This is a genomic window from Chryseobacterium sp. Marseille-Q8038, from assembly GCF_965111995.1.
Genome location: NZ_CBCOPN010000002.1, coordinates 1367262 through 1392329, shown reverse-complemented (window position 1 = coordinate 1392329; position 25068 = coordinate 1367262). Strand labels below are relative to the sequence as shown.

Sequence of the window (25068 nt, the reverse complement as noted above, 5' to 3'; positions counted from 1 at the left end):
ACTATGTGCGGAATCAGTGGTTATTATTCATTTCATAAAAGTATTTCCTCAAAAAATATTCTGGAAATGAATCAGGCAATCAGACATCGCGGACCGGATGATGAAGGTTTCTGGTTATATGATCATAGCCATGGACTTTGTTTTTCAGGAAATGATTCTACTCAAAAAATTCAAGAACAGTTTCCGGTTTTACAGGAAATAAATTCCAATATTGCCTTAGGTTTTCGCAGGCTATCCATTATTGATCTTTCTGAAAAAGGCCATCAGCCCATGCTTTCAGAAGATGGGCAGATTGTTATTACATTTAATGGAGAGATTTATAATTTTAAAAAATTAAGAAAAGAACTTGAAATTTCAGGACATACTTTCCACAGCACTTCTGATACAGAAGTTATTCTCAAGGCTTATAAAGAGTGGGGAAATTCAACCTTTGCAAAGCTGGATGGGATGTTTGCGATTTGTATCGTGGATCTTATCTCCCAAAAGCTTATACTGGCAAGGGATAGAGTAGGGATGAAACCTTTATTTTATCATGAGAGTGAACAAGGGCTGGTTTGGGCTTCAGAAATAAAAGCATTACTGAAAAATGAATGGGTAAAACCAGAAATCAACTGGGATGGAGTGTATACCAATTTTCTTTTTCAGACCACACTGGCTCCACAAACCTGCTTTCAGCGTATTTTCTCTCTGGAACCAGCTTCCTTTATGAGCGTTGACTTAAAGAATCAAAAAATTATCAAAGAAAAATTCTGGAAATTGCCTTCACCGTCTGCGGAGAATATTTCTCAGGAAGAAGCGGTAAAAAAAATAGACGAACTTCTTTCCGAAAGTATTTCAGAACAATTATATGCCGATGTTCCTGTAGCAGTTATGATGAGTGGTGGAATAGATTCTACCTTAATTGCTTCAAAATCAAAATCTTTTAATGCCAATATTAATACATACACCATCTCTTATCCGTTTTCTGAGGAAGAAGTGAAAAATGCGTCTCTGGCAGCTCAGCATTTTGGGGTTTCCCATGAAGTGAAGGAAGTAAGTGATGAAGAAGCGCTGGAACAGCTTAAAGAAAATATTCAGCATTTTGAAGAACCTTACAGCAGTTTTGAAGTCTTACTCAATGCGGCAAAATATGCACATGATAACGATTTTAAAGTGGTATTAAGCGGAAATGGTGCCGATGAGCTTTTTGCAGGCTATTCCCATACGCTGAAGCTCAACAGATGGCTTCTGATGAGGAATTTTAACTTTCTAAGTCCATTGATCTTCACAAAAGACAAATTTTCGCAACGGGTGAAAAACTATTTCTCTCAGGATGATATGTTTGACTTTTTCAGACAAAGCCAGATCAGTATGATGCCTTTGGAAGCTAAAAGCCTTATACAGCCGTATATTTACAATAAAATTAATTCAGAACTTTCAGAGTATCATCTTTCGGAAACAAAAAACTATTCCGGATATTTTGAATATGATATGAAATATTCACTGTCTTCTCACCACGTTTTTCGCGATGACCTGAGTGCCATGAAATACAGTGTCGAATTTCGTTATCCCTATCTGAGTAACAATCTTATTGATTATGTATCAGCCCTGCTCCAGAATATTAGATTTAATGGCACTCAGAATAAACCCTTATTGCGTAAAACCGCTGAAAAATATCTTCCTGAATCAGTTTTGAATATGCCTAAAAAAGGGTTTTCATTTCCTGTTAATTATTTCATTAAAAACGAAAAAAGAGTAAGAGATTTTATTGTTGAAAATCTTGAAAGTTTAAAGAAGAGAAACTTCTTCAATGCTGCAGTGATTGATGAGTGGTGGAATCATCAGGAACATGAATACGACTGGGTGAAAATATGGCAGCTGGTTACTTTTGAGCTATGGTACCAGAAATATTTTGAAAAATAAAGAAGCTGCCTAAAGATTAATATTTTACCTTTGTATTTATGATGAAATATTTTTGGAGTATACTTGTTGCGGTTTTTGCACTGATCAGTTGCAAAAGTGATGATGATTCTTTACAGAGAATAGATCAGGTACTTAATATCTACATGAAAAACAGCGCTGGTCAGGATCTTCTGAACAGTAAGAAAACAGGATCTTTTACAGGATATTCTGTGAATGATGTTTTCGGAGCTAAAGATAATTCTCCGGTGAGCATTTCATTGAGAATGACAACCGATTCTCTGTTTTATATGGAATATCTTGCAGGCGCAAAAAGAAGAAGGTTGGATTCTATCAGCCCAGACAATCCGGGAACAGGAACTTCTTATTTCTCCAGAATGCAGATTACGTTTACCAAAAGTACGAATGTAGCTGATAATGTTATAGGATTACTGGAGGTTCAGTATCGTAATACGCCCACCGCATTTCAGGTTTCAAAGGTATTATATGACGGAAATGAAGTGTTTTCAAAAAATGCTGATGCACCAACTTCGATAAATACCGTTACGATCACAAAATAATTTTTAAATTTGTACAACTGTTAGCTGATTATAAGCTAAACATCTAATATTTAACATCTAAATAAAATGTTACAAGTCAATTTTTTGCGCGACAATAAAGAACGCGTTTTAGAAGGTCTTAAGAAAAGACAATTCAAAAATCTTGAGTTGGTAGACGAGGCTATCGCTGCCGACGAAGAAAGAAAAAGAATCCAGTTTGAACTAGATTCCCAGCTTTCCGAAATCAACAAAATCTCGAAAGAAATCGGACTTTTGATGAAAGAAGGGAAAAAAGAAGAAGCGGAATCGGCAAAGTCTAAAACAGCGCAATACAAAGAGTCGAGCTCAGAATTGAAATCCCAGTTAGAAGGTAAAGAAAATGACTTACTGAATATTCTGTACCAGCTTCCCAACATTCCCAATGAATTGGTGAAGAGTGGTGCTTCTGCTGATGATAATGAAATTATTTTCCAGTCTCATCCTGTAGAAGGTCTTGGGGAAGGAGCAATTCCTCACTGGGAACTGGCAAAAAAATATAACCTTATCGATTTTGAATTAGGAGTAAAAATCGCCGGAGCTGGTTTTCCTGTTTATTTAGGAAAAGGAGCAAGACTACAGAGAGCTTTGGTGCAGTATTTCTTAGATAAAAATGTTGAAAAAGGATATACAGAAGTAAATCCTCCTCACGTTGTGAATGAAGCATCTGGGTTTGGTACCGGTCAGCTGCCGGATAAAGAAGGGCAGATGTATTATATCAACGAAGATAAATTATATCTTATTCCTACAGCAGAAGTTCCTGTAACAAACCTTTACCGTGACGTTTTGCTTGATGAAAAAGATCTTCCGATCAAAAATACAGCATTCTCTCAGTGTTACAGAAGAGAAGCAGGAAGCTACGGAGCTCATGTAAGAGGGCTAAACCGTCTTCACCAGTTTGAAAAAGTAGAGATTGTAAGAATTGAAAAACCTGAAAATTCTTATGCTGTTTTGGAAGAAATGGTAGAGCATATCAAAGAAATCCTTACAGATCTTGAACTTCCGTTCAGAGTATTAAGACTTTGTGGTGGTGATACAGGTTTTGCATCTGCAATGACCTATGACTTCGAAGTATGGAGTGCTGCCCAGGAAATGTGGTTGGAAGTAAGTTCTGTATCTAACTTTGAAACATTCCAGGCGAACAGATTGAAATGCCGTTATAAAGGAGATGGTAAATCTCAGCTGGTTCATACTTTGAACGGATCAGCCATGGCATTACCAAGAATTATGGCTGCATTGCTTGAAAACAATCAGACAGCAGAGGGCATCAAACTTCCTAAAAAGGTTGCAGAATATGCAAGATTTGATGTAATTAATTAACCAATCATGTTTTAAGATAAAAAAGACCACCATTTCGGTGGTTTTTTTATTTAAAATCTTCGGAGATACTGGTGTAGTATAAGTTAGCCATTAATTCGTGTACAGGTTTTTCCTTTCTAGTTTTTTATTCTACATTTTTAGATATAGTGTTTATTTTATTATTTCATTAATCGATTATAATTTGAGTTTTAGAAATAATTCAACTTTGTGAGAGTTAAATTATGTTTTTTTTATTCGTTTATTTAGTTTTGCTGAGTCATTGATAGGACGATTAAATTTTTTATGTAAGTAATTATTTACCAATACTTTATTAATATTAAAAATAAACACATTCAAATGAAGAAAAATTTTATTTTCGGAGGATTTCTGCTGTCATTAACAATGTTTGGACAGGTTGGGATCAAAACGGATACGCCTCAAAAATCTTTGCATGTTAATGGTTCATTACAGATTACGAACGAATTCAATGTAGGAGGAGATGCCAGAACGGCAGGTTCTGCAGGATCACCGGGACAGGTTTTAACGTCTCAGGGCGCTGGAATAGCACCCACCTGGAATTCTTTGCAGGCACTAAGTGGTCAAAGTTCTTTAGCCTTCAATATTTTTAGTACTGGAAAGACGGTGAATGGCTCTACAGTATTTAATTCAGTCCCGGGACTCAACTATACCTATACAGCTCCGGCTAATGGCGTTCTACTTATCCAGGCTAATATTTATACAGCATTGGGAGAAAGCTCCGGATCTGGAAGCCTTGTTTTCACCAATATGCAGATCGCCATAAAGGTTAATGGTATTGAAACATTTTATGGGATGTCAACACCAATAGGTAGCGGTACTCCTCCAGTGGCGGGAATGAACCCTGAAACGACAGGTATTATTGGTAAAATAAATGTTACCAAAGGAACTGCTTATGCTTTCGATGTGGTTGCAAAAGATGTTTATAAATATAATGGTACAACCGGTGCTTATGCAGGTACATATACCTGGAATGTGTATTCTTCACAATCTTCTATTATAGCAACGTTAATTACTAATTAAACACATTATTTAATAAAAAAATAAAGGCCCTGATCACTGATCCGGGCCTTTGTTTTTTTATTTTTTTTTATTCAGTAATGATAATGATCTTTCTATCTGCGTTTTTGAATTTTGAATCTTTGTTATTCAGGGCTTTCAGATCATATTCTATCCTTACAGAATAATCGTCAACCTGCTTCAGCCAGTCATGCTTACCGGTGATTGATTTTATTTTACTTTCAAATTTTAAAGTCGTTCCGATATTTTTGAAAAACATCATCATCATTCCCTCCATTTTTTCCGTTTCCTCTTTAGAACCTTGAGAGCGAAGTACTTCCTCAATATTATTAAGATTGAAAAAATCGGTGTTAATGGTTAGTGTTTTACCATCCCAGGTATTGAGTAAATTTTGATCAAAGGGTAATTTTTCGTCTTTATTGAAATTTTTAATGATCTCATAATCATGGGGAGTAAAATGATCCATTTTAAAGGAAAATCCAGTGGGAATAGGATTGTTGCCATCTTTTGTGGATTTCAGAAAAACTTTTTTCAGCATCCTGAGCGTATCCTGATTTTCCGTTTTTAGTTTTCCTTCTTTCTTTAGAATATCGTGCATACTGGTCCAGACTGTTGGGAATCGATCCAGCTCATTAAATTTCTCCTGTTTCAGGGAATCAGGAGTCATAGCCTGCATCTCTGCCATAAATTCTCTGGTATCTACATCAGTAATCATAGAGGTGGCTGTATCCTTATGATAGATTACTTCGGTATTAATGCTGCAGGATTGTAGGGTAAACAGACTTATTAAAAATAAGACGATTGTTTTCTTCATGGTATATTATACATTCTAATTAATGGCAGTTCACCGCTCCGTTGGGGTCTTTAATAATCGTCATTGCTTCAGCTTTCGGAGAAACATAAGGAATACCCAGTTCAAGACCTCTCAGGATGAATAATCCTCCTAAAATAATCATGATCACCGGAACAGCTTTTAGAACTTTTACCCTGAAGGCCTGATTCATAAGATTCCCGGCCAAAACAATGGCAAACATGAACGGAAGGGTTCCCAGACCAAATAAAGCCATATATAAAGCTCCCTGCCATATTCCTCCGCCTGCTAGACTGGCGGTAAGTGCCATGTACACCATTCCACATGGTAAGAAACCATTCAAAAGTCCTGTAGAGAATCTTGAGCGATAATCTGCTTTCTGAAGAAGTTTTCCCAGATTCATTTTTACACTATACAGGAATTTGGAGAGGAAAGGAATTTTTGAAGCAAAATCTTTCCCACCAAAGGAAAATACAGCCATAATAATGAGAAGAACTCCGGCTGTAATAGTCAGATATTTCTGAAAACCTGCCATTTCAAATCCCTGTCCGATAATTCCCAGAAGCGCACCCAATAATGAATAGGTGAAAATTCTTCCGAATTGATAAGTAAGGTTCTGAAGATAGAAGTTAGCGGCCTGCTTTTTAGTTAATCCCATCGACAAGGCAATAGGGCCACACATTCCGATACAGTGAAAGCCGGAAGCAAAGCCTAAAGCAATAGCCGATACAATAAGTCCTATTTCCATATCACATCATAATCCATTCTATAGTCTGTTTTATCTTTGCTCCAACTTAATCTTAACGTGTAGTTTCCTACCTTCAATACCTGTGCAGGGATTGTGAAAGACTGGGTGGCATCAAGCTGTACAGATTTTTTGATGTCTAAATTCTGGTCGTCGGTTCTGTTCAAAACAAATTTTACCGTAGTATTTGAGTTATTATATTCTTTTGGAAAAGTAATTTTAATTCCCTTGGTATCCTGGCTGTATACAGGTTTTTCCTGCAGATCATCAGCTTTTTTCTTGGCATCAATCACATCCTGGTACTTCAACTCTTCTTCGTAATAGTTATCTGTTACCATTTCAGAATTCTTCTGCCCGTTCGGGAAAAGAAACATCATGGATAATATAAAAACTATGAATGCAAGTAATGCAATTACAACACCGTGTCCCCAACTAAAGTTCTTCATTTTTTTCTAATTAAAATTGCAGTTTGAATGGTCCCTCAAAATATGTCTGGTATGAGTCTATCAATTTACCTTTCATATCATAAACACCAATGGTAATATTTTGTTTAGAGAGCTTCATATCATTTTCCGGGAAGCTGATATTGATGGTTCCCTTAGAAATTTTGTCTCTGTCTACCTGAATTTTACTTGATGCACTGTAAGTGATCTCACCATGGGCAGGATCAATTACTTTGATGGTGACGATTTTTTTCTCGTTCGTTTTATTAAGGAAGGTATAATTATAGGTATTGGTAATTTTACCGTCTCTTACAAAGAATGTACTTCCTGCAGGTTTGATGAATTTAGCCTCCATCTCACCACGGCTGTACAACAGGTATCCCAAGAAACCTACAAGAAGGAAAAGAAATATACTGAAACCTTTCATTCTTCCTGTAAATTTGAACTGAGTTTCTTTTTCAATTTCGTTCTCAGAAGCGTATCGGATCAGTCCTTTTGGAAGACCTACTTTTTCCATGACTTCATCACAGGCATCAATACAGGCAGTACAGTTGATACATTCCAACTGCTGTCCGTCTCTGATATCAATTCCTGTAGGGCATACTACCACACACTGATGGCAGTCGATACAGTCTCCTTTTCCAACTGCTTTTCTGTCTTCCCCTTTTCTCCATTTTGATCTGTTTTCTCCTCTTTTGAAATCGTAGAAAACATTGATCGTATCTTTATCAATCAATACTCCCTGAAGTCTTCCGTACGGGCATACCAGTGTACAAACCTGTTCTCTGAACCATGCAAATACAAAATAGAATGCAGCGGTAAGAAGAATCATGACAATAAAATTAGTTGGATGGGCAAATGGCCCTTCACCAATAATTTTAAATACCTGTTCATATCCTACGATGTACATGAACATAAAGTGGGTAATAATCAATGAAATGATAACATAAACCGTCCATTTCAAGCTTCTTTTCCAGATTTTCTCACTGTTCCACTCCTGTCTGTCCAGCTTCATCTGCTTGTTTCGGTCACCTTCAATCAGATATTCGATTTTACGGAATATCGATTCCATAAAAATTGTCTGAGGGCAAATCCACCCGCAGAAAATTCTTCCGAACGCAATCGTAAAAACAATAATGAAGATTAAAGATGCGATAGCACCCAAAGTAAGGATAAAAAAGTCCTGTGGATAGAAAGGCTGTCCAAAGATGAAAAATTCTCTGTCTATGACGTTGAATAGTAATAATGGGTTACCATTGATCTTGATAAATGGTAATGCAAAATAAATGATTAATAAGAGATAGCTTACAATGTTTCTATAGTTGGTGTATTTTCCTTTAGGTTTTCTTGGAAATACCCATCTTCTCTTTCCGGATTGCTCCATTGTCCCTATAGAATCTCTGTAAGTCTCAGGGTCCAGAACCTGTCCCTGTCCGCCGCGTACTTCTATTTCTTCTATGTCTGACATATATAATAGGTTTTAAAAAAGAAAAAACATAATTCGTTACTATTTTAATCTAATAACAAATTATGTTTTTTTCATATGTTTTCTAATTTTTTAAATTATTCTTTTTCCCAATGCGCTTCAGTTCCTTGAGGAGCTGCTCCTCCTTGAGCCTGAGTCACTGGTGGTTGTTCCTGATTGATGTGATATACATATGCTGCAATCTTTTCAATCTCTGCACCTGAAACTTCTCCGTTTTTACCGAATGCTCTCATCGCAGGGTTAGTAGGAGAACCATTCCAGTCCATGTGGAATACGTTTTTAAATAACGTTTTCTCAGGCTGGTTGATCCAGTAGTTATCAGTAAGGTTTGGTCCGATACCTCCACTACCGTCTTCTTTGTGACAAGATGCACAGTTTGTTTTGAATAATTCTTTACCTTCTGCAATGTTATCAGCTGAGTATTTAGCTGTTTCAATCGTTACAGGAGGCTGGTTTGCTTCAAATTCTTTGATGCTTGCCATTTGTTCTTTATATTCTTTTTCATATTCGCTTAACGGGTGAGCGAAGTCTGTGAAAGAGTATGCTGCAATATATACAATACAAAAAGCGGTCCCAAAATAGAATAAACCTACCCACCATTTTGGTAACTGGTTATCCAGCTCCATGATTCCATCGAAACCGTGGTCAATAAGGATATCTTTTTCTTCAGTTTCAGATTGCTTTTTGAAAGCTGCATCATACATTCTTCTCAAGAAAGGTACTTTCTTTTCAGCTAAGTATGCTGCTTTCTCTTCCGGAGATAATTTTTTGAATTTGTTGTTCTCAATCAGGTCTCCAATAGCACTATGAATATAGGCAAGGATACCAGCGATCACAACTGTTCCCCAGAAGTAAGGCGAAGCTAGGAACGCGTAGCTTTGTACAAACAAATAATAAAAAACTATTAAAAGTCCTATTATTATTAAGATGTTTACGACAACAGGTGTTCTTTGTTTCATAAAAATAGTTTAATTTTTTAAATTAAAATTGTCATCCTCATCATCCCCAAGTGGTGCCTCTTCCTCTTCTTTGTAATATTTTTTAGGCCTGCTAAAAACATAGATTACCAGAGCAACGAAGAAAAGCATAAAGAAAATCAGAGCCAACGTCTGGTAAAAGCCAGCGTTTTCTGTATTGGATAATATATCTTTAAAGTTCTGAGGAATCATATGAACCTTTTAATGTTTTAGTTATTACTTGCTGTTTTGATTTCAGTTGTTTTGATATCAGTTCCTAATCTCTGAAGATATGAAATAAGAGCTACAATTTCTTTTTTCTCTAGTTCTCCCTGAGGTCTCTTTGCATAAGCCTGCTTAAGGTCATTTGCTTCAGAGAAGATATCTTTTACAATTTTTGCTGATTGGTTATTAGCCCATTTGTCTGCAGAATCGATTTGAGCCTTAGTATAAGGTACATCGAATACATTTTTCATCAGCTTCATTTTGTCTACCATCTTAGTTCTGTCTAAGTCAGTAGCAATTAACCAAGGGTAACGAGGCATGATTGAACCTGCAGAAGTAGATCTTGGGTTATACATGTGCTTGTAGTGCCAAGAACTTGGGTTTTTACCACCTTCTCTATGTAAATCCGGTCCTGTTCTCTTAGAACCCCATAGGAATGGTCTGTCGTATACGAATTCTCCAGCTTTGGAGTATTGTCCATTTTTACCGTTGAATCTTGTGATCTCATCTCTGAACGGTCTGATCATCTGAGAGTGACAAGCATTACATCCTTCACGGATATAAATATCTCTACCTTCAAGTTCAAGCGGTGAATAAGGCTTCACTGCAGAAATAGTAGGTACACTTTTCTTAAGAGATAGTGTAGGGATAATTTCAATTGAACTACCGATAGATATTGTAATGAAAGATAAAATACCTAGTAATACAGGAGTTCTCTCTAACCAAAGGTGAGTTCCTTCTCCTTCTTTTCTGTTCTTGCTGATGTTTGCCAATGCAGGAGCTTCAGCAGGAACTTCTTTCTGGAATGATCCTTTTCTTACCGTAGCAATTACGTTTACGATCATTAGGATAGATCCTGAAATATAGAATAAACCTCCTACGAATCTCATTTTAAAGTAAGGAATAATTGCCGTTACAGTATCCAACCAGTTTTTCCATAATAATGTTCCATCCGGGTTGAATTGCTTCCACATTAATCCTTGTGTAAATCCTGAAATATACATTGGTACTGCATAGAAGATAATTCCTAAAGTACCTAACCAGAAATGCCAGTTAGCTAATTTTACAGACCAAAGTTTTGTTCTCCACATAATTGGTACCAGATAATAGATAACCCCGAATGCCATGAAACCATTCCATCCAAGAGCTCCTAAGTGTACGTGACCGATAACCCAGTCTGTAAAGTGACCAATTTTGTTGATGTTTTTAGTTGCCAAAAGCGGCCCTTCAAACGTTGCCATACCATAACATGTAACAGCTACTACGAAGAACTTAAGGATAGGATTTTCTCTTACTTTATCCCAAGCTCCTCTTAACGTAAGAAGACCATTTAACATTCCTCCCCAAGATGGTGCAATAAGCATGATAGAGAACCCTGTTCCTACCGCCTGAGCCCACGCTGGAAGAGCTGTATACTGAAGGTGGTGAGGACCAGCCCAGATATATACGAAAATTAATGACCAGAAGTGAATAATAGACAGTTTATAAGAGAATACCGGTCTGTCTGCAGCCTTCGGAAGGAAGTAATACATCAAACCTAGAACCGGTGTCGTCAATACGAATGCAACCGCATTGTGACCATACCACCACTGTACAATAGCATCTTTTACCCCTGCATATGCTGAATAAGATTTCCAGCCTGTGAAAGATAAAGGTACTTCAAGGTTGTTGAAGATGTGAAGCATTGCTACTGCAATCCAGGTACCGATGTAGAACCAGATGGCTACATAAAGGTGTCTCACTCTTCTCTTCGAAATAGTCAGGAACATATTGATACCAAAAATGATCCATGAGAATGCGATCAATATGTCGATCGGCCACTCGTGTTCTGCATATTCCTTAGAGGTATTGATCCCCATAAAGAACGTAACGAACGTAGCAACGATCATAAACTGCCAAGTCCAGAAATGTAACCAAGACAAGGTGTCACTGTACATTCTTGTTTTTAATAATCTTTGTAATGAGTAATAAATACCCGTGTAAACGATGTTACAAACGAATGCAAAGATTACGGTATTGGTGTGCAACATTCTGATTCTACCAAAACCAAATGCACCATGAGTGTTTATTAACCCTTCAATATTACCGGATGCCAAACTTTTAATGGTTGTGTCATCTGTCCCGAAAAAGAATTCAGGTAATTCAGGGTAGAAAAGCATTAATGCCGCCGTAAGCCCGAACGTAAATCCAATGAGACCGAAAACTAAGGTCGCATAAAGGAACGCACGGACAATACTATTGTCATAACTAAACTTCTGTGTTTCCATATCAACTATTCACTATTTTTCTCAATTTTTATTATTTTCTCCTATTTCTTTCTCGTCTTTATTTTTGTCGCCAGTTTCATCATTTTCTTTGATTTTTTCATCATCAAAAAGGATTCTGACAGCAGGAGATTCATCATCTTCAAACTGTCCTTTTCGGGCATACACTATAAATACGACCAAGAAAATCGCAGCTAAAGAAACACTGCAGAGGATCATTAAATATAGAATATCCATTGGACAACAAAATTAACCTATTTTCGGGGTTCAAATTTAGTGAAAAATAATGACATTCATCACGAAATGCCGATTTCAGCTAATTTAAAATCAGTCTAAATAAGGGCTTTTACGCCTGTTTTTTGAAATGTTTACGACCTAATATCCAGGTTGAAAGTGTAGTAAAGGTAACCACCGTGATGGAACTGATTGGCATGATGATTGCAGCAAAAAGCGGATGCATATGCCCTGTAACAGCGTAACTTAAACCAACGATATTGTATAGGAAACTGATTATAAATGTCATTTTCACAATGGTGATAGAGCCTTTGCAAACGTTCAGGTAATGGTCAAGAGTTACCACTTTATCACCGTTCATAATTACATCAGAAGATGGGGTGAAGCTATTGGTGTCGTCTGCAATAGCAATTCCTACATTACTTTGTTTTAAAGCTCCTGCATCATTAAGACCATCTCCAAGCATAGCTACTTTCATATGCTGATCCTGAAGGTTTTTGATATAATTCAGTTTGTCTTCCGGGCTCTGATTAAAGGCCATTCCTTTGTAATTCGGGATAAGCTCTTTCAGCTGGTTTTCTTCTGAGGAATTGTCTCCGCTCAGAATAAATATTTTGTAGTGGGTGAGTTTTGTGAAAAGTTCTCTCAGCTTCGGGCGGTACTCATTTTTAAAGATAAACTTACCTAAATATGCGCCATTTTTGCTGATATACACTGCTGTTTCAAGATTTTTAGGCTCCTGGTTGTTATAACGGGCAGAACCAATTTTATAAAGATTTCCTCTTACGCTGGCTTCATATCCTTTTCCGGAAATTTCAACATAATTCTCTACCGGGAAATAATCATCATTTACTTCAATGAATTCATACAATGATTTTGAAAGCGGGTGATTGGAGTTCTTTAATAATGTTTTAATATTCAGAGAATCAAACTCATTAATTTCATCTCCCTCGTATTTGATATTGGATTTCTTTCTGTGGGTAATCGTTCCGGTTTTGTCAAAAACAATGGTATCGAGCTTCGCGATTTTTTCAATCGTTAAAGTATCTTTTACATAAAACTTATTTCGACCTAAAATCCTCATAATGTGTCCGAAAGTGAACGGTGCAGATAATGCAAGAGCACAAGGACATGCAATGATCAGGATGGCTGAAATAACCTGGAACATTTTATTTAAATCAATAAAATACCAATACGTTCCGGAAACTAAAGCGATGCCTAAAATAATGAATGTGAAATATTTACTGACGTTATTTGTTAACGTGTCAAGTCCTGTTTCGTGTTTTTTAAATGCTTCTTTATTCCAAAGCTGGGTTAAATAACTTTGGTCTACGTTTTTAATCACTTCAAGCTCTAAAGAAGATCCGATCTGTTTTCCTCCCGCGAAAATTTTATCTCCGGGTTGTTTGCTGATGCTTTCGCTTTCTCCGGTGATGAAACTGTTGTCAATATTTCCTTCTCCGTTGATCAAAATTCCGTCAACAGGAATGATTTCCTGATTTCTAACCAAAATTCTATCACCCACTTTTATTTCAGACAGTAAGATATTATCCTGTTTTCCTTCGAAATCAACTTTCGTTACGGCAATCGGGTAGAAAGATTTGTAATCTCTGTCATAGGAAAGAGCATTGTACGTTCTTTTCTGGAAAATTTTCCCTAGAAGCATGAAGAATAAAAGTCCGCAAAGGGTGTCAAAATATCCTGGGCCATAATCTGTTACCACTTCATAGATACTTCTTCCGTAAAGAACAAAAATTCCTAAAACAATCGGCACATCAATGTTGACGATCTTATTTTTTAAACCATACCATGCAGATTTGTAATAATCTGAAGCTGAGTAGAAGACCACAGGGGTTGCCAGAAGGAATATTAAAGTTCTGAATAAGCCTTTATAATGTTCCATCCAATAATCTTCCCCTCCGATATATTCAGGAAAGGCAAGGAACATTCCGTTACCGAAAGCAAAGGCTGCAATGGCAAATTTTACCAATAAAGATTTATCGAGATGATCTTCATTTTTATCGGCAGTTTCAAGGCTGATAACGGGTTTATATCCCAGATTGGTTAAAAATTTAGCGAGTTCGCTTAATTTCAGATCGTTATGATTGAATGAGATCTGTAAGGTCTTCCTTGTAAAGTTTACCTGCGAATATTTGATGTGGGTATTTAAAGTATGAAGACTTTCCAATAGCCAGATACAGGAAGAGCAATGAATTACAGGGATTTTGAATGTAACAAGACTGGTGCTTCCTTCAGAAAAATCAGTAACCTTTTCAAAGATTTCCGGTGTATCCAGATAGTCAAATTGAGTAGAATTTTCATCATTCGGACGAATTCCCGCTCCTTTATTAAGCTCATAGAAATTGCTTAAATTATTTAAATTTAGAATTTCGTAAACAGACTTACATCCATTACAACAGAAAGTCTTTTCATCAAATAAAATTCTCTCTTTTTCTATCCCTTGACCACAATGAAAACAGTTCTCGCTCACCCCATAAAATATTGAACTACAAAATTATAACAAATTTTTTTGTTTATCGTGTTAAAAAGTTCTATTTTTGTGATAAATATCATATAAAATGCCGCAGGAACAACAGATAGCAATTGAAGAGAGGTTCGCCAGAGTTTTTAATGATAAATCATTTAAAGAAAGACTTTCTAGCGCAGATTTTGAAAAATACATTAATGGCAAAAAGAAACTGAGTTTTCAGAAACATGATACCATTTTCGAGGATGGTGAAACTCCAAAAGGAGTGTATGTTCTGGAAAAAGGGGCTGCCAAACTTTCAAAATCAGGAGCATTCGGGAAAGATCAAATTTTAAGATTTATCAAAGAAGGGGATATCATCGGCTATCGTTCTTTGCTTTGCGGGGAAAACTTCCAGGCCAAAGCAGAAGCAATGACAGATATTGAATGTGTTTTCTTACCAGCGGATATCTTTATGTATCTTTTGGAAGTAGACCCACAGCTGTCTTTCGTAATGCTTCAAAAAATTTCTTACGAATTAGGAGAATCGTCCAATACCATTACTTTCCTTGCCCAGAAAACGGTAAGAGAAAGACTGGCAGAAATTCTGCTGCTTCTGGAGCAGAAGCTGGGAGTAGATCCTGAAGGTTTTATCAAAATCTCATTAACAAGGGAAGAAATTGCCAATATTATCGGTACTGCTACAGAAAGTGCCATCCGTCTCATCTCAGAATTCAAACAGGATAGTCTGATTGAAGTGGACGGAAGAAATATCAAGATCTTAAACCACGACAAACTCATGAAACTCGGTCACGTAGTTTTATAAATCATACAAAAACTTAAGTCGGCTGAAGGCCGACTTTTTAACTTTTAAAAATAGATAAATTATGTCTGTTCACTCTGAAATTAAAAAAGTTACGACTGAAACCTTGCGTAAAATGAAATTCGACAAGGAAAAAATAACAATGCTTACAGCCTATGATTTTACCACAGCAAAGATGGTAGATGCAGGTGGAGTAGATGCTATTTTAATTGGAGACTCTGCAGCGAATGTAATGGCTGGTTTTGAAACTACATTGCCTATTACGCTGGATCAAATGATCTATCATGCCCAAAGTGTGGTAAGAGGAACCGACAGAGCTTTGGTGGTAGCAGATTTACCTTTCGGAACTTATCAGAGTAATCCTGAAAAAGCATTGGAATCTGCGGTAAGAATGATGAAGGAAGGTGGGGCACATGCTGTGAAAATTGAAGGCGGAAAGGAAATTTCCAAGTCTATTAAAAAAATCATCAACGCCGGAATTCCGGTAATGGGACATTTGGGGCTAACACCACAGTCCATCTATAAATTCGGAACGTATAAAGTAAGAGCTAAAGAAGAGGCAGAAGCTGAAAAACTGATTGCGGATGCACAGCTTTTGGAAGAATTGGGCTGTTTTTCTGTCGTATTGGAAAAAATACCTGCAGAATTGGCGAAAAAAGTTACAGAAAGCATTTCTATCCCTACTATCGGAATCGGTGCCGGAGCAGATTGTGACGGACAGGTTTTGGTATATCATGATATGGTAGGAATGAACAAGGGATTCAGCCCGAAATTCTTAAGAAGATATCTTGACCTTTACACGGAAATTACAGGAGCCGTTTCTCAATATGTAAAAGATGTGAAGAATGTAGAGTTTCCCAACGAAAACGAAAGTTATTAATCCATGCAGAATCAACAACAATCTATCCAGGGAATATTATCTATCGCAGCTTTGATTTGCCTTGCTGTAGGATGGTTTAATTTATTTTCCCCGGAAATCAATCATTTACTTTCAAGAAAAGTTTTTTATGTTCTGATAGGAGCCAGCTTCTTTATTCAGGCGCCATTGCTTACTAACAAAAACTTTGTGTATGCTATGTATGCTGCCGCTGCTATTTGTGTATTGGGTGCTTTTATACCGGAAGGATCAAAGCTTTCAGCCCTTAAAACAGTAGGACTTCTGGCGGGGATTATCCTGTCATTGTCTAACAGAAGAAGATAGATTGAAAAAGAATGAAGGAGCAGATTATATATGAAGATAACCATCTTCTGGTGATTAATAAAAAGGTAGGTCAGCTTGTACAGGGTGACAAAACCGGAGATGAATCACTATTAGAATCCATCAAGAATTTTATAAAAATAAGAGATGCTAAGCCGGGAAATGTTTTTCTCGGCTTGGTTCATCGTATAGACCGTCCCACATCCGGGCTGGTAATCTATGCAAAAACCTCCAAAGCACTTTCACGGCTTACTCAAATGGTGAAAAACCGTGAAGTAAAAAAGACCTATTGGGCGGTTGTAGGAAAAGAAATGATCCCCCAAAGCCAAAGATTAGTCCATTACCTGAAGAAAAATGAAAAAAACAATAAAGCCATTGTTTTTCCGAAAGCGACTGAAGGCGCAAAAGAAGCCATTCTGACTTATCATGTGATCAAAACATTAGACAATTATTTGTTGCTGGAAATTGACCTTGAAACAGGAAGACATCATCAGATCAGAGCTCAATTATCTAAAACAGGAATTCCGATCAAAGGAGATCTGAAATATGGAGCTTCACGTTCCAACCCGGATGGAGGAATCAATCTTCATGCAAGAAAACTGGAATTTATTCATCCCGTTACCAAAGAAAATATCGAAATTACAGCTCCGGTGCCGCAAAATGATGCGATCTGGAGAGCTTGTGAAGAATAAGCATATCATAACAACTATACCATGAAATTCAAATCACTTTTATTAGCCACATTGCTGGTTATGGCATCTTGTTCAGACAATGATGAATTGCCGGTTGATCATTCACAACAGACGATTACTGAAAATACTAGTAAAATATCGTGGAATTATCCTGTTTTGTCACCTGTCTTTAATGGGTTGGAACAAAATTATATGTTCGAATATGATGCTCAGGGAAGAATTAGTAAAAAAATAGGAGGAATTTTGAAGTCCACAGGAGCTTCGGGGGCTCCGGACCGATTTACAAATCTGATTTATACTAAAATATCTTATACGGGAAATACAGCTGTTGTAGGAAGTTATAGCTCAGATCCATCATTTAATGCTCAGTTGAATGAAAGGAAATTTGAATTTGATAATCAAGGTAGAGTTGTTAAAGTAGTTATTCCACAGGTTAATAATTCATATATGGATAAGTATTTGACCTATACTTATGATACTTCAGGAAAATTAATTGAGATTTTAACTGAATATCCTAATGTTCCCTACGATCCGACTGACCCTCAGGATTATATTTTGACCTACGTAGAAAAGTTTATTTATAATAATTCAGGAAATTTAGAAAAGGCAACTAAAACTGAAAAGCATAATAATATTGATGCTTATATTACGAATGAAATTACATTTGATAACTTTGATGCTGTACAAAATCCATTTAAGAATTTAGGTATTTTTGAAGATTATTTCTATTTGTCATTATCAAAAAATAATCCTCAAAGAATGATCTCAAAAGAATATAAACCTTATAGTTCCGAATTTTTTCTGAGCCAATCAAATTGGACTAATCAATATAATTCTGGTGGAAGCTTGAAGCTTTTTTACTAAAGACCTATTTAAAAAAAATGAAGACTGTCTCAAAACCGAGATGGTCTTTTTTCATTATAAGCAAAAATCAATTTTGCTTATTTCAAAATAATGTCTAACTTCGTTCCCAACTTTAGGGGTGTCTGTATCAACAGACTGAGACTTTACCCTTTGAACCTGATCTGGATCATACCAGCGTAGGGAAAAGTAGATGACTTTTGCTGTACATTCTATTGTACAATAATGGCCATTCCTAAAGTATATTTTAAATTATTAGGAATGGAACTTATAATCAACCACACCCGAAAAACATTTGATGTACTTCCTGAAAACCTGGAAGCATTATTGGCTATTGAGCTACCCGGAAAGAAGAAAGGTATTGCTGTAGCCCTCAACAATCGCATTATTCCGCTGTCAGTCTGGGCGGAAACCATCCTTAACAACAACGATTCAGTTTTAATCATTACTGCCACTCAAGGCGGTTAATTTTCATATTTAATACCAATACTTATGGCTCACTCCATTACATGTTCGCCATTTCCGAACTCAAAGAAAATCTATGTTGAAGGAACATTATACCCGGTCAATGTAGCAATGCGTGAAATACAGCTTAGCCCAACCAAATTGACCAATGGCGGCTTTGAACATAATGCTCCGGTAACCATTTACGACACTTCAGGACCTTATACTGACGAAAATGCAGTTATTGACATTCAAAAAGGACTTCCGAGAATCAGAGAACAATGGATTCTGGATAGAAATGACGTGAATATTCTGGAAGGAATTACCTCAGAATACGGAAAAGCCCGTTTAGCAGATCCACGTCTTGATGAACTGAGGTTTTCCTATGACCATAAACCTAAAGTGGCACAGGAAGGAAAAGAAGTTACCCAGCTTTATTATGCAAAACAGGGAATCATTACTCCGGAAATGGAATACGTAGCGATCAGAGAAAATCAAAGAATTGAACAGCTTGATTCCGTATCAAAAGAAATGGCTTTTCAACATCCGGGACACAGCTTTGGAGCGAATACTCCGAAAAGTAAAATTACTCCGGAGTTTGTAAGAGACGAAATTGCTGCCGGAAGAGCAATTATTCCTAATAATATCAATCACCCTGAAAGTGAACCGATGATTATCGGAAGAAATTTTCTGGTGAAAATCAATGCCAATATCGGAAACAGTGCCGTTTCATCCAGCATTGAAGAAGAAGTAGAAAAAGCGGTTTGGGCCTGCAGATGGGGAGGAGATACTATCATGGATCTTTCAACCGGAAAAAATATTCACGAAACAAGAGAGTGGATCATCAGAAACAGTCCGGTTCCAATTGGTACCGTTCCTATTTATCAGGCATTGGAGAAAGTAAAAGGTGTTCCGGAAGATCTGACATGGGAAATTTTCAGAGATACTCTGATTGAACAGGCAGAACAGGGCGTTTCTTACTTCACTATTCATGCTGGTGTCTTGTTGAGATACATCCACTTAACCGCTAAAAGAGTAACCGGAATTGTTTCCAGAGGAGGATCAATCATGGCGAAATGGTGTTTGTTCCATCATAAAGAAAGCTTCCTGTATACTCATTTTGAGGAGATCTGCGAGATCATGAAGAAATATGATGTAGCTTTCTCTCTGGGAGACGGTCTTCGTCCAGGATCCATTGCAGATGCCAATGATGCCGCTCAGTTTGCAGAACTGGAAACTTTAGGAGAACTTACTAAAATCGCATGGAAGCACAATGTACAGGTAATGATCGAAGGCCCGGGCCACGTTCCGATGCATATGATCAAAGAAAACATGGAAAAACAACTGGAAGAATGCCATGAAGCTCCGTTTTATACTTTAGGTCCTTTAACGACGGATATTGCACCAGGTTATGATCATATTACCTCAGGAATCGGAGCGGCGATGATCGGTTGGTTTGGCTGTGCTATGCTTTGTTATGTAACTCCGAAAGAACATTTAGGTCTTCCGAATAAAGATGATGTAAAAGTTGGGGTAATTACTTATAAACTGGCAGCCCATGCGGCAGACTTAGCAAAAGGTCATCCGGGAGCGCAATACAGAGACAATGCATTAAGTAAAGCCAGATTTGAATTCAGATGGGAAGACCAGTTTAATCTTTCATTAGATCCAGAGACGGCAAGAGCTTATCATGATGAAACACTTCCGGCAGAAGGAGCAAAAATTGCCCATTTCTGTTCTATGTGCGGACCGAAATTCTGCTCAATGAAAATTACTCAGGAAATCCGTGAGTCTGCAGAAAAAGGAATGCTGGATAAGTCTCAGGAATTCATTGAAAAAGGGAAAGAAATTTATATATGATTCTCGTTATCACTCCTGAATTGATTGTCCCGAACGAAACAGATACCATTCATCAAATGTTTCAGGAAGGCCTTGATCTGCTTCATATCCGTAAACCATGGATTACTCGCGATGAAATGATTAATTTTATCAGCCAAATTGATGACATTTTTCATTCACAGCTGGTATTGCATACTCATTTCGATCTGGGGAAAGAATATAACATCTCAAGGTTTCATTTCAGGGAGATTGATCGGAAGGAAGAAGTATACAAGCCTTTTGCAGAAGAAAATATCATTTCAACTTCAGTGCACGATATTGCAACATACAATACTTTGGACAAAGAATGGGATTATGCTTTCATAAGCCCTTTCTTTCCTAGTATATCCAAAAAGGGCTATGGACTGGATTCTACTATTAAGCATGAAATAACACAGCGGAACAATCCGGATGTAAAATTGATTGCTCTTGGTGGAATTGACCAGAATAATATCCACGAAGTTTTTGAAACAAATGTAGATGGAGCAGCTTTGCTAGGAGCAATCTGGGAAAATGAAGAACCTTTAAAAGTATTCAAAGAATGCAGGAACGTCCTTATGTCATAAGTATTGCGGGTTTCGACCCTAGCGGAGGAGCAGGTTTGCTATCAGACAGTAAAACCTTTGAACAATCGAAAGTGATGGGACTGGGAGTGTGTACAGCATTGACATTACAAACCGCTTCCCAATGCCTGAGTCTGGAATGGCGTCCTGTAAAAGAAATCACAGAAGCGATTCAGGTGCTGATGGAGAATTATCCGGTTTCAGCAGTGAAAATCGGAATTGTAAAAGATGCAGAATTTCTAAGTAAGATTGTAGAAACGGTTAAAGAAAGCAATTCTGAAGTAAAAATCGTTTGGGATCCTGTTCTGAAAAGTACTTCCCAATTTACTTTTTTTGATCTTGAAACACTTCCTCAATTAAAGAATACAGTTAATAAACTTAGTTTAATAACTCCCAATTATAACGAATACAGCGTTTTAAAGGAAAATAATCTTTTACCGGATACTCATCAATGTGCATTACTGATTAAAGGTGGCCATAGAGAAGATCATTTAGGAACGGATGTTTTAGTTGAAAATGAAAAAGAAACTCTTTTACTTCCGCGGGAAAAAAGTACAGCATATTTTCCTAAACATGGTTCCGGCTGTGTTTTATCTTCTGCCATCGCAGCAGAGCTCGCCAAAGGTGAAAACAGGGAAACGGCCTGCCGGAATGGGAAATCATACATTGAAAAATTTTTAAAAAGCAATCCCACTTTACTGGGAACGCATTCATTATAAACATGGAAAAATTACAATACATATCACAGGGAAATACAAAACAGGAACAGGAGCTTCATATCCGAAAAGCCTTGGACAATGGAATTCAATGGGTTCAGGTTCGATGGAAAAATGCTCCGGAAAATGAATTGATCAGTCTCTGTGAAATATCAAAACAGCTTTGTTCAGAATATCATGCAGTTTGTATCATCAATGACCATGTACAGCTGGTAAAAGAAATAGATGCTGATGGTGTGCATTTGGGATTAAATGACAGCTCTATCGAAGAAGCAAGACTGATTTTAGGTGAAAATAAAATCATTGGGGGAACAGCGAATACACTTTCAGATGTCATTCAAAGAATCAAAGAATCCTGTGATTATATTGGTTTGGGACCATTGAGATTTACCACCACTAAAGAAAAGCTGAGCCCTGTTCTTGGGTTTGAAGGGTATCAGAATATCATTGATGGATTAAGAGAGAAATCAATAGATATTCCCAAAATATTTGCCATCGGAAGTGTTACCCTTGAAGATATTTTACCGTTACAGGAAATCGGAATTTATGGTGTTTCCGTTTCAGGGCTTATTACAAAGCAGCCTACCATTATTAAAGAACTAAACAAAGTAATGATATGAACAATCAGAAATTAGAAATAGCAGGAAGAATTTTTGAATCAAGACTGTTTTTAGGAACAGGAAAGTTCGGAAGTCTCACAGATATGGTGCAGTCTGTCATCGCATCAGAAACCGATATGGTGACTATGGCTTTGAAAAGAATTGATGCCCGGTCTCATGAAGATAACCTGCTTGATTCTTTAAGAGCAACCAATGTTCATCTTCTGCCTAATACTTCAGGAGCGAGAACAGCAAAAGAAGCAGTATTAGCCGCACAATTAGCCCGGGAGGCACTGGAAACCAACTGGGTGAAACTGGAAATTCATCCGGATCCAAAATACTTACTACCGGACCCTATTGAAACCTTATATGCCACTGAAGAACTGGCTAAACTGGGATTTGTAGTAATGCCTTACATTCACGCTGATCCTGTTTTGTGTAAACGTCTTGAAGATGCCGGAACAGCAGTCGTTATGCCTTTGGGAGCACCAATTGGAACAAATAAAGGATTAAGAACACAAGACTTTCTTGAAATCATCATCAGTCAAAGTAATGTTCCTGTAGTAGTAGATGCGGGAATCGGGGCACCATCCGATGCTGCAAAAGCAATGGAAATGGGAGCAGATGCCGTTTTGGTGAATACAGCCATTGCCGTTGCAGGAAATCCATTGAATATGGCTGTTGCTTTTAAAGAAGGTGTGATTGCCGGAAGAAGAGCTTTTGAATCAGGATTGGGAGCCATCGCCAACCATGCTGAAGCTTCAAGCCCGCTCACTTCATTTTTATTTGAATAAATCTGACTCATGAAAAGCTTCAAAGATGTTTTTGAAAACTACCAATGGGATGAGGTAAAGAATAAGCTTGAAAAAGTAAGCTTGTCTGATGTAAGATACAGTCTTCAAAAAAAGAATAAAACGCTTGATGATTTTCTGAATCTCCTGTCGCCAGCCGCTTCTCAGGAACTGGAACTGATGGCAGGAATGACACAGATGCTTACCCAAAAAAGATTTGGAAAAACCATTCAGCTGTATGCACCGCTGTACCTCAGCAATGAATGTCAGAATATCTGTACCTACTGTGGATTCAGTCTTGATAATCATCTGAAAAGGAAAACGCTTTCCGATACGGAACTGATGATTGAAGCATCGGTTTTGAAATCAATGAGTGTGAATCACGTATTGCTGGTAAGTGGAGAAGCCAATAAAATAGTAGGAGTTCCTTACTTTCAGAATGCTGTCCGCAAGTTAAAACCTCATTTTTCCAATATTTCCATTGAAGTTCAGCCATTATTGGAAGAAGAATACAAACTGCTTCATGAAGAAGGAGTGCATTCCGTTTTGGTGTATCAGGAGACATATCATCAGGATGTTTACAGAGAATATCACCCGAAAGGAAAAAAATCAAATTTCCATTTTCGCCTGGAAACACCGGACAGGATAGGAAGAGCAGGAATCCATAAAATTGGGCTGGGCGTTCTTCTTGGACTTGAAGACTGGAGAGTGGACAGTTTTTTCAACGCGTTACACATAGATTATCTTCAGAAACAATATTGGAAAAGTAAGTTTTCTGTTTCCTTTCCCAGGCTCAGACCGGCTGAAGGAATTATTGAACCGAATTTTATTATGGAAGACAAAGACCTCCTTCAACTCATCTGTGCCTACAGAATCTGGAATGAAGACCTGGAAATCTCTATTTCCACCAGAGAAAATGAGGTCTTTAGAAATAATATAGTATCTCTGGGAGCAACAGCCATGAGTGCCGGTTCAAAAACAAACCCGGGAGGCTATGCTGTAGATAAAGAATCTCTGGAACAGTTTGAAACCAGTGACGAACGAAGCATGGAGGAAATCAGGCTCATGATCAAAAAATCGGGTTATGATCCTGTTATGAAAGACTGGGATTCTGTGTATAGTGGATTTTAAAATTTTTAAACCATTAAGAAATTTGAAGAAGGTTATTTAAGAAAAATCGAAGATTTTTAAGATACTATCTTTTTTGAAGCGAAGCTCAACTTAACTTTCCTTACAAACCTAAAGAATCTTAATGGTTCAATTATCATAAAGTATGAAAAAAGAAGATCATTTTTCACGATACAGCCGGCAGATATTTATCGAAGAAATAGGGCTGGAAGGACAAAAGAAAATAATAGATTCTAAAGTTCTCGTTATTGGCGCAGGAGGATTGGGAAGTCCTGTTATACAATATCTGGCTGCTGCAGGAGTGGGCACTTTAGGCGTTGCAGATTTTGATGAGGTGGAACTTCATAACCTGAACAGACAGATTATTCACACTGAAAACAGCGTAGGATTATCCAAAGTGAAGAGTGCCGGAACATTTGTAGAAAAACTTAACCATCAGGTTGCATTTACAGGAATCGAAGAGAAAATAAATGAAAATAATGCTGAAAAAATACTTTCTCAGTACGATGTTATTATTGACGGTTCAGACAATTTTTCAACAAGGTATCTGGTGAATGATACCTGTGTAACATTGAAAAAAACGCTTGTTTATGGCAGTATTTTAGGATTTTCCGGACAGGTTGCAGTTTTCAATCATCTCGGGAGTAAAAATCTTAGGGATATTTTCCCTGAACCGCCTTTTGATGAAGAGATGCCGGATTGCGACAGCCTTGGTGTTTTAGGCGCTTTGCCAGGAATAATAGGCAGTATGATGGCTCTTCAGACTTTAAAAATTATCACCGGCCTTCCCGTACATATAAATCAGCTTACATTGATAGATGCAATGGATTGGAGATTTCAGACAATAGATTTTTGATGTAAATATAAACACTAATATCACTAATGTTTTCACAAATAACACCATTTTAATATCAA

At 37.2% G+C, this 25068-nt stretch carries 26 protein-coding genes and 1 riboswitch; of the genes, 17 read left to right on the top strand and 9 right to left on the bottom strand.

Going from position 1 to position 25068, the window contains the following annotated elements; all coding sequences use genetic code 11:
• The first annotated feature begins 3 nt into the window (after positions 1 to 3).
• From asnB to ACWPWS_RS20280, 4 genes are all read left to right on the top strand, one after another.
• Complete coding sequence (gene asnB / locus ACWPWS_RS20295; RefSeq protein WP_454047716.1) at positions 4 to 1902, top strand: asparagine synthase (glutamine-hydrolyzing); 1899 nt, start codon at positions 4 to 6, stop codon at positions 1900 to 1902.
• 38 nt (positions 1903 to 1940) lie between these two features.
• Entirely contained in the window at positions 1941 to 2459 is a 519-nt protein-coding gene (locus ACWPWS_RS20290; RefSeq protein ID WP_454047715.1) for a hypothetical protein, read from the top strand.
• A 66-nt stretch (positions 2460 to 2525) separates the two neighbouring features.
• Positions 2526 to 3794, top strand: a complete 1269-nt coding sequence (gene serS, locus ACWPWS_RS20285) for a serine--tRNA ligase (RefSeq protein WP_209786712.1) — start codon at positions 2526 to 2528, stop codon at positions 3792 to 3794.
• A gap of 336 nt (positions 3795 to 4130) precedes the next feature.
• Positions 4131 to 4832, top strand: a complete 702-nt coding sequence (locus ACWPWS_RS20280) for a hypothetical protein (protein ID WP_454047714.1) — start codon at positions 4131 to 4133, stop codon at positions 4830 to 4832.
• Positions 4833 to 4899: 67 nt separating this feature from the next.
• Here ACWPWS_RS20280 and ACWPWS_RS20275 read toward each other — a convergent pair whose 3' ends face one another.
• The 9 genes from ACWPWS_RS20275 to ACWPWS_RS20235 form a co-directional block, all read right to left on the bottom strand.
• Positions 4900 to 5643, bottom strand: a complete 744-nt coding sequence (locus ACWPWS_RS20275; protein ID WP_454047713.1) for a hypothetical protein — start codon at positions 5641 to 5643, stop codon at positions 4900 to 4902.
• A gap of 19 nt (positions 5644 to 5662) precedes the next feature.
• Positions 5663 to 6388: a sulfite exporter TauE/SafE family protein gene (locus ACWPWS_RS20270; RefSeq protein WP_105684119.1), complete on the bottom strand. Its 726-nt coding sequence runs from the start codon at positions 6386 to 6388 to the stop codon at positions 5663 to 5665.
• Entirely contained in the window at positions 6379 to 6831 is a 453-nt protein-coding gene (locus tag ACWPWS_RS20265) for a FixH family protein (protein ID WP_454047712.1), read from the bottom strand. Before ACWPWS_RS20265 ends, ACWPWS_RS20270 begins: the two co-directional genes overlap by 10 nt.
• Before the next feature lie 10 nt (positions 6832 to 6841).
• Positions 6842 to 8296: a cytochrome c oxidase accessory protein CcoG gene (ccoG, locus tag ACWPWS_RS20260; protein ID WP_454047711.1), complete on the bottom strand. Its 1455-nt coding sequence runs from the start codon at positions 8294 to 8296 to the stop codon at positions 6842 to 6844.
• A 95-nt stretch (positions 8297 to 8391) separates the two neighbouring features.
• Positions 8392 to 9273, bottom strand: a complete 882-nt coding sequence (locus ACWPWS_RS20255) for a cbb3-type cytochrome c oxidase N-terminal domain-containing protein (protein WP_209786718.1) — start codon at positions 9271 to 9273, stop codon at positions 8392 to 8394.
• A 9-nt stretch (positions 9274 to 9282) separates the two neighbouring features.
• Positions 9283 to 9483, bottom strand: coding sequence for a cbb3-type cytochrome oxidase subunit 3 (locus tag ACWPWS_RS20250; protein WP_103232097.1), 201 nt, complete (start codon positions 9481 to 9483; stop codon positions 9283 to 9285).
• A gap of 17 nt (positions 9484 to 9500) precedes the next feature.
• Complete coding sequence (gene ccoN / locus ACWPWS_RS20245) at positions 9501 to 11762, bottom strand: cytochrome-c oxidase, cbb3-type subunit I (RefSeq protein ID WP_209786719.1); 2262 nt, start codon at positions 11760 to 11762, stop codon at positions 9501 to 9503.
• A 21-nt stretch (positions 11763 to 11783) separates the two neighbouring features.
• Positions 11784 to 11996, bottom strand: a complete 213-nt coding sequence (gene ccoS / locus ACWPWS_RS20240) for a cbb3-type cytochrome oxidase assembly protein CcoS (protein ID WP_209786720.1) — start codon at positions 11994 to 11996, stop codon at positions 11784 to 11786.
• A gap of 109 nt (positions 11997 to 12105) precedes the next feature.
• Positions 12106 to 14484: a heavy metal translocating P-type ATPase gene (locus ACWPWS_RS20235; RefSeq protein ID WP_454047710.1), complete on the bottom strand. Its 2379-nt coding sequence runs from the start codon at positions 14482 to 14484 to the stop codon at positions 12106 to 12108.
• Positions 14485 to 14572: 88 nt separating this feature from the next.
• On the opposite strand from ACWPWS_RS20235, the gene ACWPWS_RS20230 reads away from it, so the two are divergent.
• The 13 genes from ACWPWS_RS20230 to ACWPWS_RS20170 all read left to right on the top strand — a co-directional run bounded on the left by ACWPWS_RS20230 (position 14573) and on the right by ACWPWS_RS20170 (position 25009).
• On the top strand, positions 14573 to 15286 hold the full coding sequence (locus ACWPWS_RS20230) for a Crp/Fnr family transcriptional regulator (protein WP_209786722.1): 714 nt from the start codon (positions 14573 to 14575) through the stop codon (positions 15284 to 15286).
• Positions 15287 to 15347: 61 nt separating this feature from the next.
• Positions 15348 to 16163: a 3-methyl-2-oxobutanoate hydroxymethyltransferase gene (panB, locus tag ACWPWS_RS20225; RefSeq protein WP_047381678.1), complete on the top strand. Its 816-nt coding sequence runs from the start codon at positions 15348 to 15350 to the stop codon at positions 16161 to 16163.
• A gap of 3 nt (positions 16164 to 16166) precedes the next feature.
• Entirely contained in the window at positions 16167 to 16484 is a 318-nt protein-coding gene (locus tag ACWPWS_RS20220; protein ID WP_105684126.1) for a hypothetical protein, read from the top strand.
• An 11-nt stretch (positions 16485 to 16495) separates the two neighbouring features.
• On the top strand, positions 16496 to 17173 hold the full coding sequence (locus tag ACWPWS_RS20215; protein ID WP_209786724.1) for an RluA family pseudouridine synthase: 678 nt from the start codon (positions 16496 to 16498) through the stop codon (positions 17171 to 17173).
• 21 nt (positions 17174 to 17194) lie between these two features.
• Positions 17195 to 18037 carry a hypothetical protein gene (locus ACWPWS_RS20210; RefSeq protein WP_454047709.1) on the top strand — a complete coding sequence of 281 codons (843 nt, stop codon included), beginning with the start codon at positions 17195 to 17197 and terminating at the stop codon, positions 18035 to 18037.
• Between the two features lie 104 nt (positions 18038 to 18141).
• A riboswitch (TPP riboswitch) is annotated at positions 18142 to 18237 on the top strand.
• Between the two features lie 58 nt (positions 18238 to 18295).
• Positions 18296 to 18502, top strand: a complete 207-nt coding sequence (gene thiS, locus ACWPWS_RS20205; protein ID WP_105684220.1) for a sulfur carrier protein ThiS — start codon at positions 18296 to 18298, stop codon at positions 18500 to 18502.
• Positions 18503 to 18526: 24 nt separating this feature from the next.
• Positions 18527 to 20338 carry a phosphomethylpyrimidine synthase ThiC gene (thiC, locus tag ACWPWS_RS20200; protein WP_454047708.1) on the top strand — a complete coding sequence of 604 codons (1812 nt, stop codon included), beginning with the start codon at positions 18527 to 18529 and terminating at the stop codon, positions 20336 to 20338.
• Complete coding sequence (locus ACWPWS_RS20195; protein WP_454047707.1) at positions 20335 to 20922, top strand: thiamine phosphate synthase; 588 nt, start codon at positions 20335 to 20337, stop codon at positions 20920 to 20922. The genes thiC and ACWPWS_RS20195 overlap by 4 nt, the downstream gene beginning before the upstream one ends.
• The gene (locus ACWPWS_RS20190) at positions 20898 to 21638 is read left to right on the top strand and encodes a hydroxymethylpyrimidine/phosphomethylpyrimidine kinase (protein ID WP_454047706.1); all 741 of its coding nucleotides are present in this window, start codon (positions 20898 to 20900) and stop codon (positions 21636 to 21638) included. The genes ACWPWS_RS20195 and ACWPWS_RS20190 overlap by 25 nt, the downstream gene beginning before the upstream one ends.
• Positions 21639 to 21640: 2 nt before the next feature.
• Complete coding sequence (locus ACWPWS_RS20185) at positions 21641 to 22255, top strand: thiamine phosphate synthase (protein WP_454047705.1); 615 nt, start codon at positions 21641 to 21643, stop codon at positions 22253 to 22255.
• Complete coding sequence (locus tag ACWPWS_RS20180; protein ID WP_454047704.1) at positions 22252 to 23028, top strand: thiazole synthase; 777 nt, start codon at positions 22252 to 22254, stop codon at positions 23026 to 23028. Before ACWPWS_RS20185 ends, ACWPWS_RS20180 begins: the two co-directional genes overlap by 4 nt.
• Positions 23029 to 23037: 9 nt before the next feature.
• Positions 23038 to 24156, top strand: a complete 1119-nt coding sequence (gene thiH / locus ACWPWS_RS20175) for a 2-iminoacetate synthase ThiH (protein WP_454047703.1) — start codon at positions 23038 to 23040, stop codon at positions 24154 to 24156.
• A 142-nt stretch (positions 24157 to 24298) separates the two neighbouring features.
• Positions 24299 to 25009 carry a HesA/MoeB/ThiF family protein gene (locus ACWPWS_RS20170; protein ID WP_454047702.1) on the top strand — a complete coding sequence of 237 codons (711 nt, stop codon included), beginning with the start codon at positions 24299 to 24301 and terminating at the stop codon, positions 25007 to 25009.
• The last annotated feature ends 59 nt before the right edge of the window (positions 25010 to 25068 follow it).

Bases quoted from the DNA above. Each gene is read 5' to 3' on its own strand.
- asnB (WP_454047716.1), top strand. From the start codon at position 4: ATGTGCGGAATCAGTGGTTATTATTCATTTCATAAAAGTATTTCCTCA.
- ACWPWS_RS20290 (WP_454047715.1), top strand. From the start codon at position 1,941: ATGATGAAATATTTTTGGAGTATACTTGTTGCGGTTTTTGCACTGATC.
- serS (WP_209786712.1), top strand. From the start codon at position 2,526: ATGTTACAAGTCAATTTTTTGCGCGACAATAAAGAACGCGTTTTAGAA.
- ACWPWS_RS20280 (WP_454047714.1), top strand. From the start codon at position 4,131: ATGAAGAAAAATTTTATTTTCGGAGGATTTCTGCTGTCATTAACAATG.
- ACWPWS_RS20275 (WP_454047713.1), bottom strand. From the start codon at position 5,643: ATGAAGAAAACAATCGTCTTATTTTTAATAAGTCTGTTTACCCTACAA.
- ACWPWS_RS20270 (WP_105684119.1), bottom strand. From the start codon at position 6,388: ATGGAAATAGGACTTATTGTATCGGCTATTGCTTTAGGCTTTGCTTCC.
- ACWPWS_RS20265 (WP_454047712.1), bottom strand. From the start codon at position 6,831: ATGAAGAACTTTAGTTGGGGACACGGTGTTGTAATTGCATTACTTGCA.
- ccoG (WP_454047711.1), bottom strand. From the start codon at position 8,296: ATGTCAGACATAGAAGAAATAGAAGTACGCGGCGGACAGGGACAGGTT.
- ACWPWS_RS20255 (WP_209786718.1), bottom strand. From the start codon at position 9,273: ATGAAACAAAGAACACCTGTTGTCGTAAACATCTTAATAATAATAGGA.
- ACWPWS_RS20250 (WP_103232097.1), bottom strand. From the start codon at position 9,483: ATGATTCCTCAGAACTTTAAAGATATATTATCCAATACAGAAAACGCT.
- ccoN (WP_209786719.1), bottom strand. From the start codon at position 11,762: ATGGAAACACAGAAGTTTAGTTATGACAATAGTATTGTCCGTGCGTTC.
- ccoS (WP_209786720.1), bottom strand. From the start codon at position 11,996: ATGGATATTCTATATTTAATGATCCTCTGCAGTGTTTCTTTAGCTGCG.
- ACWPWS_RS20230 (WP_209786722.1), top strand. From the start codon at position 14,573: ATGCCGCAGGAACAACAGATAGCAATTGAAGAGAGGTTCGCCAGAGTT.
- panB (WP_047381678.1), top strand. From the start codon at position 15,348: ATGTCTGTTCACTCTGAAATTAAAAAAGTTACGACTGAAACCTTGCGT.
- ACWPWS_RS20220 (WP_105684126.1), top strand. From the start codon at position 16,167: ATGCAGAATCAACAACAATCTATCCAGGGAATATTATCTATCGCAGCT.
- ACWPWS_RS20215 (WP_209786724.1), top strand. From the start codon at position 16,496: ATGAAGGAGCAGATTATATATGAAGATAACCATCTTCTGGTGATTAAT.
- ACWPWS_RS20210 (WP_454047709.1), top strand. From the start codon at position 17,195: ATGAAATTCAAATCACTTTTATTAGCCACATTGCTGGTTATGGCATCT.
- thiS (WP_105684220.1), top strand. From the start codon at position 18,296: ATGGAACTTATAATCAACCACACCCGAAAAACATTTGATGTACTTCCT.
- thiC (WP_454047708.1), top strand. From the start codon at position 18,527: ATGGCTCACTCCATTACATGTTCGCCATTTCCGAACTCAAAGAAAATC.
- ACWPWS_RS20195 (WP_454047707.1), top strand. From the start codon at position 20,335: ATGATTCTCGTTATCACTCCTGAATTGATTGTCCCGAACGAAACAGAT.
- ACWPWS_RS20190 (WP_454047706.1), top strand. From the start codon at position 20,898: ATGCAGGAACGTCCTTATGTCATAAGTATTGCGGGTTTCGACCCTAGC.
- ACWPWS_RS20185 (WP_454047705.1), top strand. From the start codon at position 21,641: ATGGAAAAATTACAATACATATCACAGGGAAATACAAAACAGGAACAG.
- ACWPWS_RS20180 (WP_454047704.1), top strand. From the start codon at position 22,252: ATGAACAATCAGAAATTAGAAATAGCAGGAAGAATTTTTGAATCAAGA.
- thiH (WP_454047703.1), top strand. From the start codon at position 23,038: ATGAAAAGCTTCAAAGATGTTTTTGAAAACTACCAATGGGATGAGGTA.
- ACWPWS_RS20170 (WP_454047702.1), top strand. From the start codon at position 24,299: ATGAAAAAAGAAGATCATTTTTCACGATACAGCCGGCAGATATTTATC.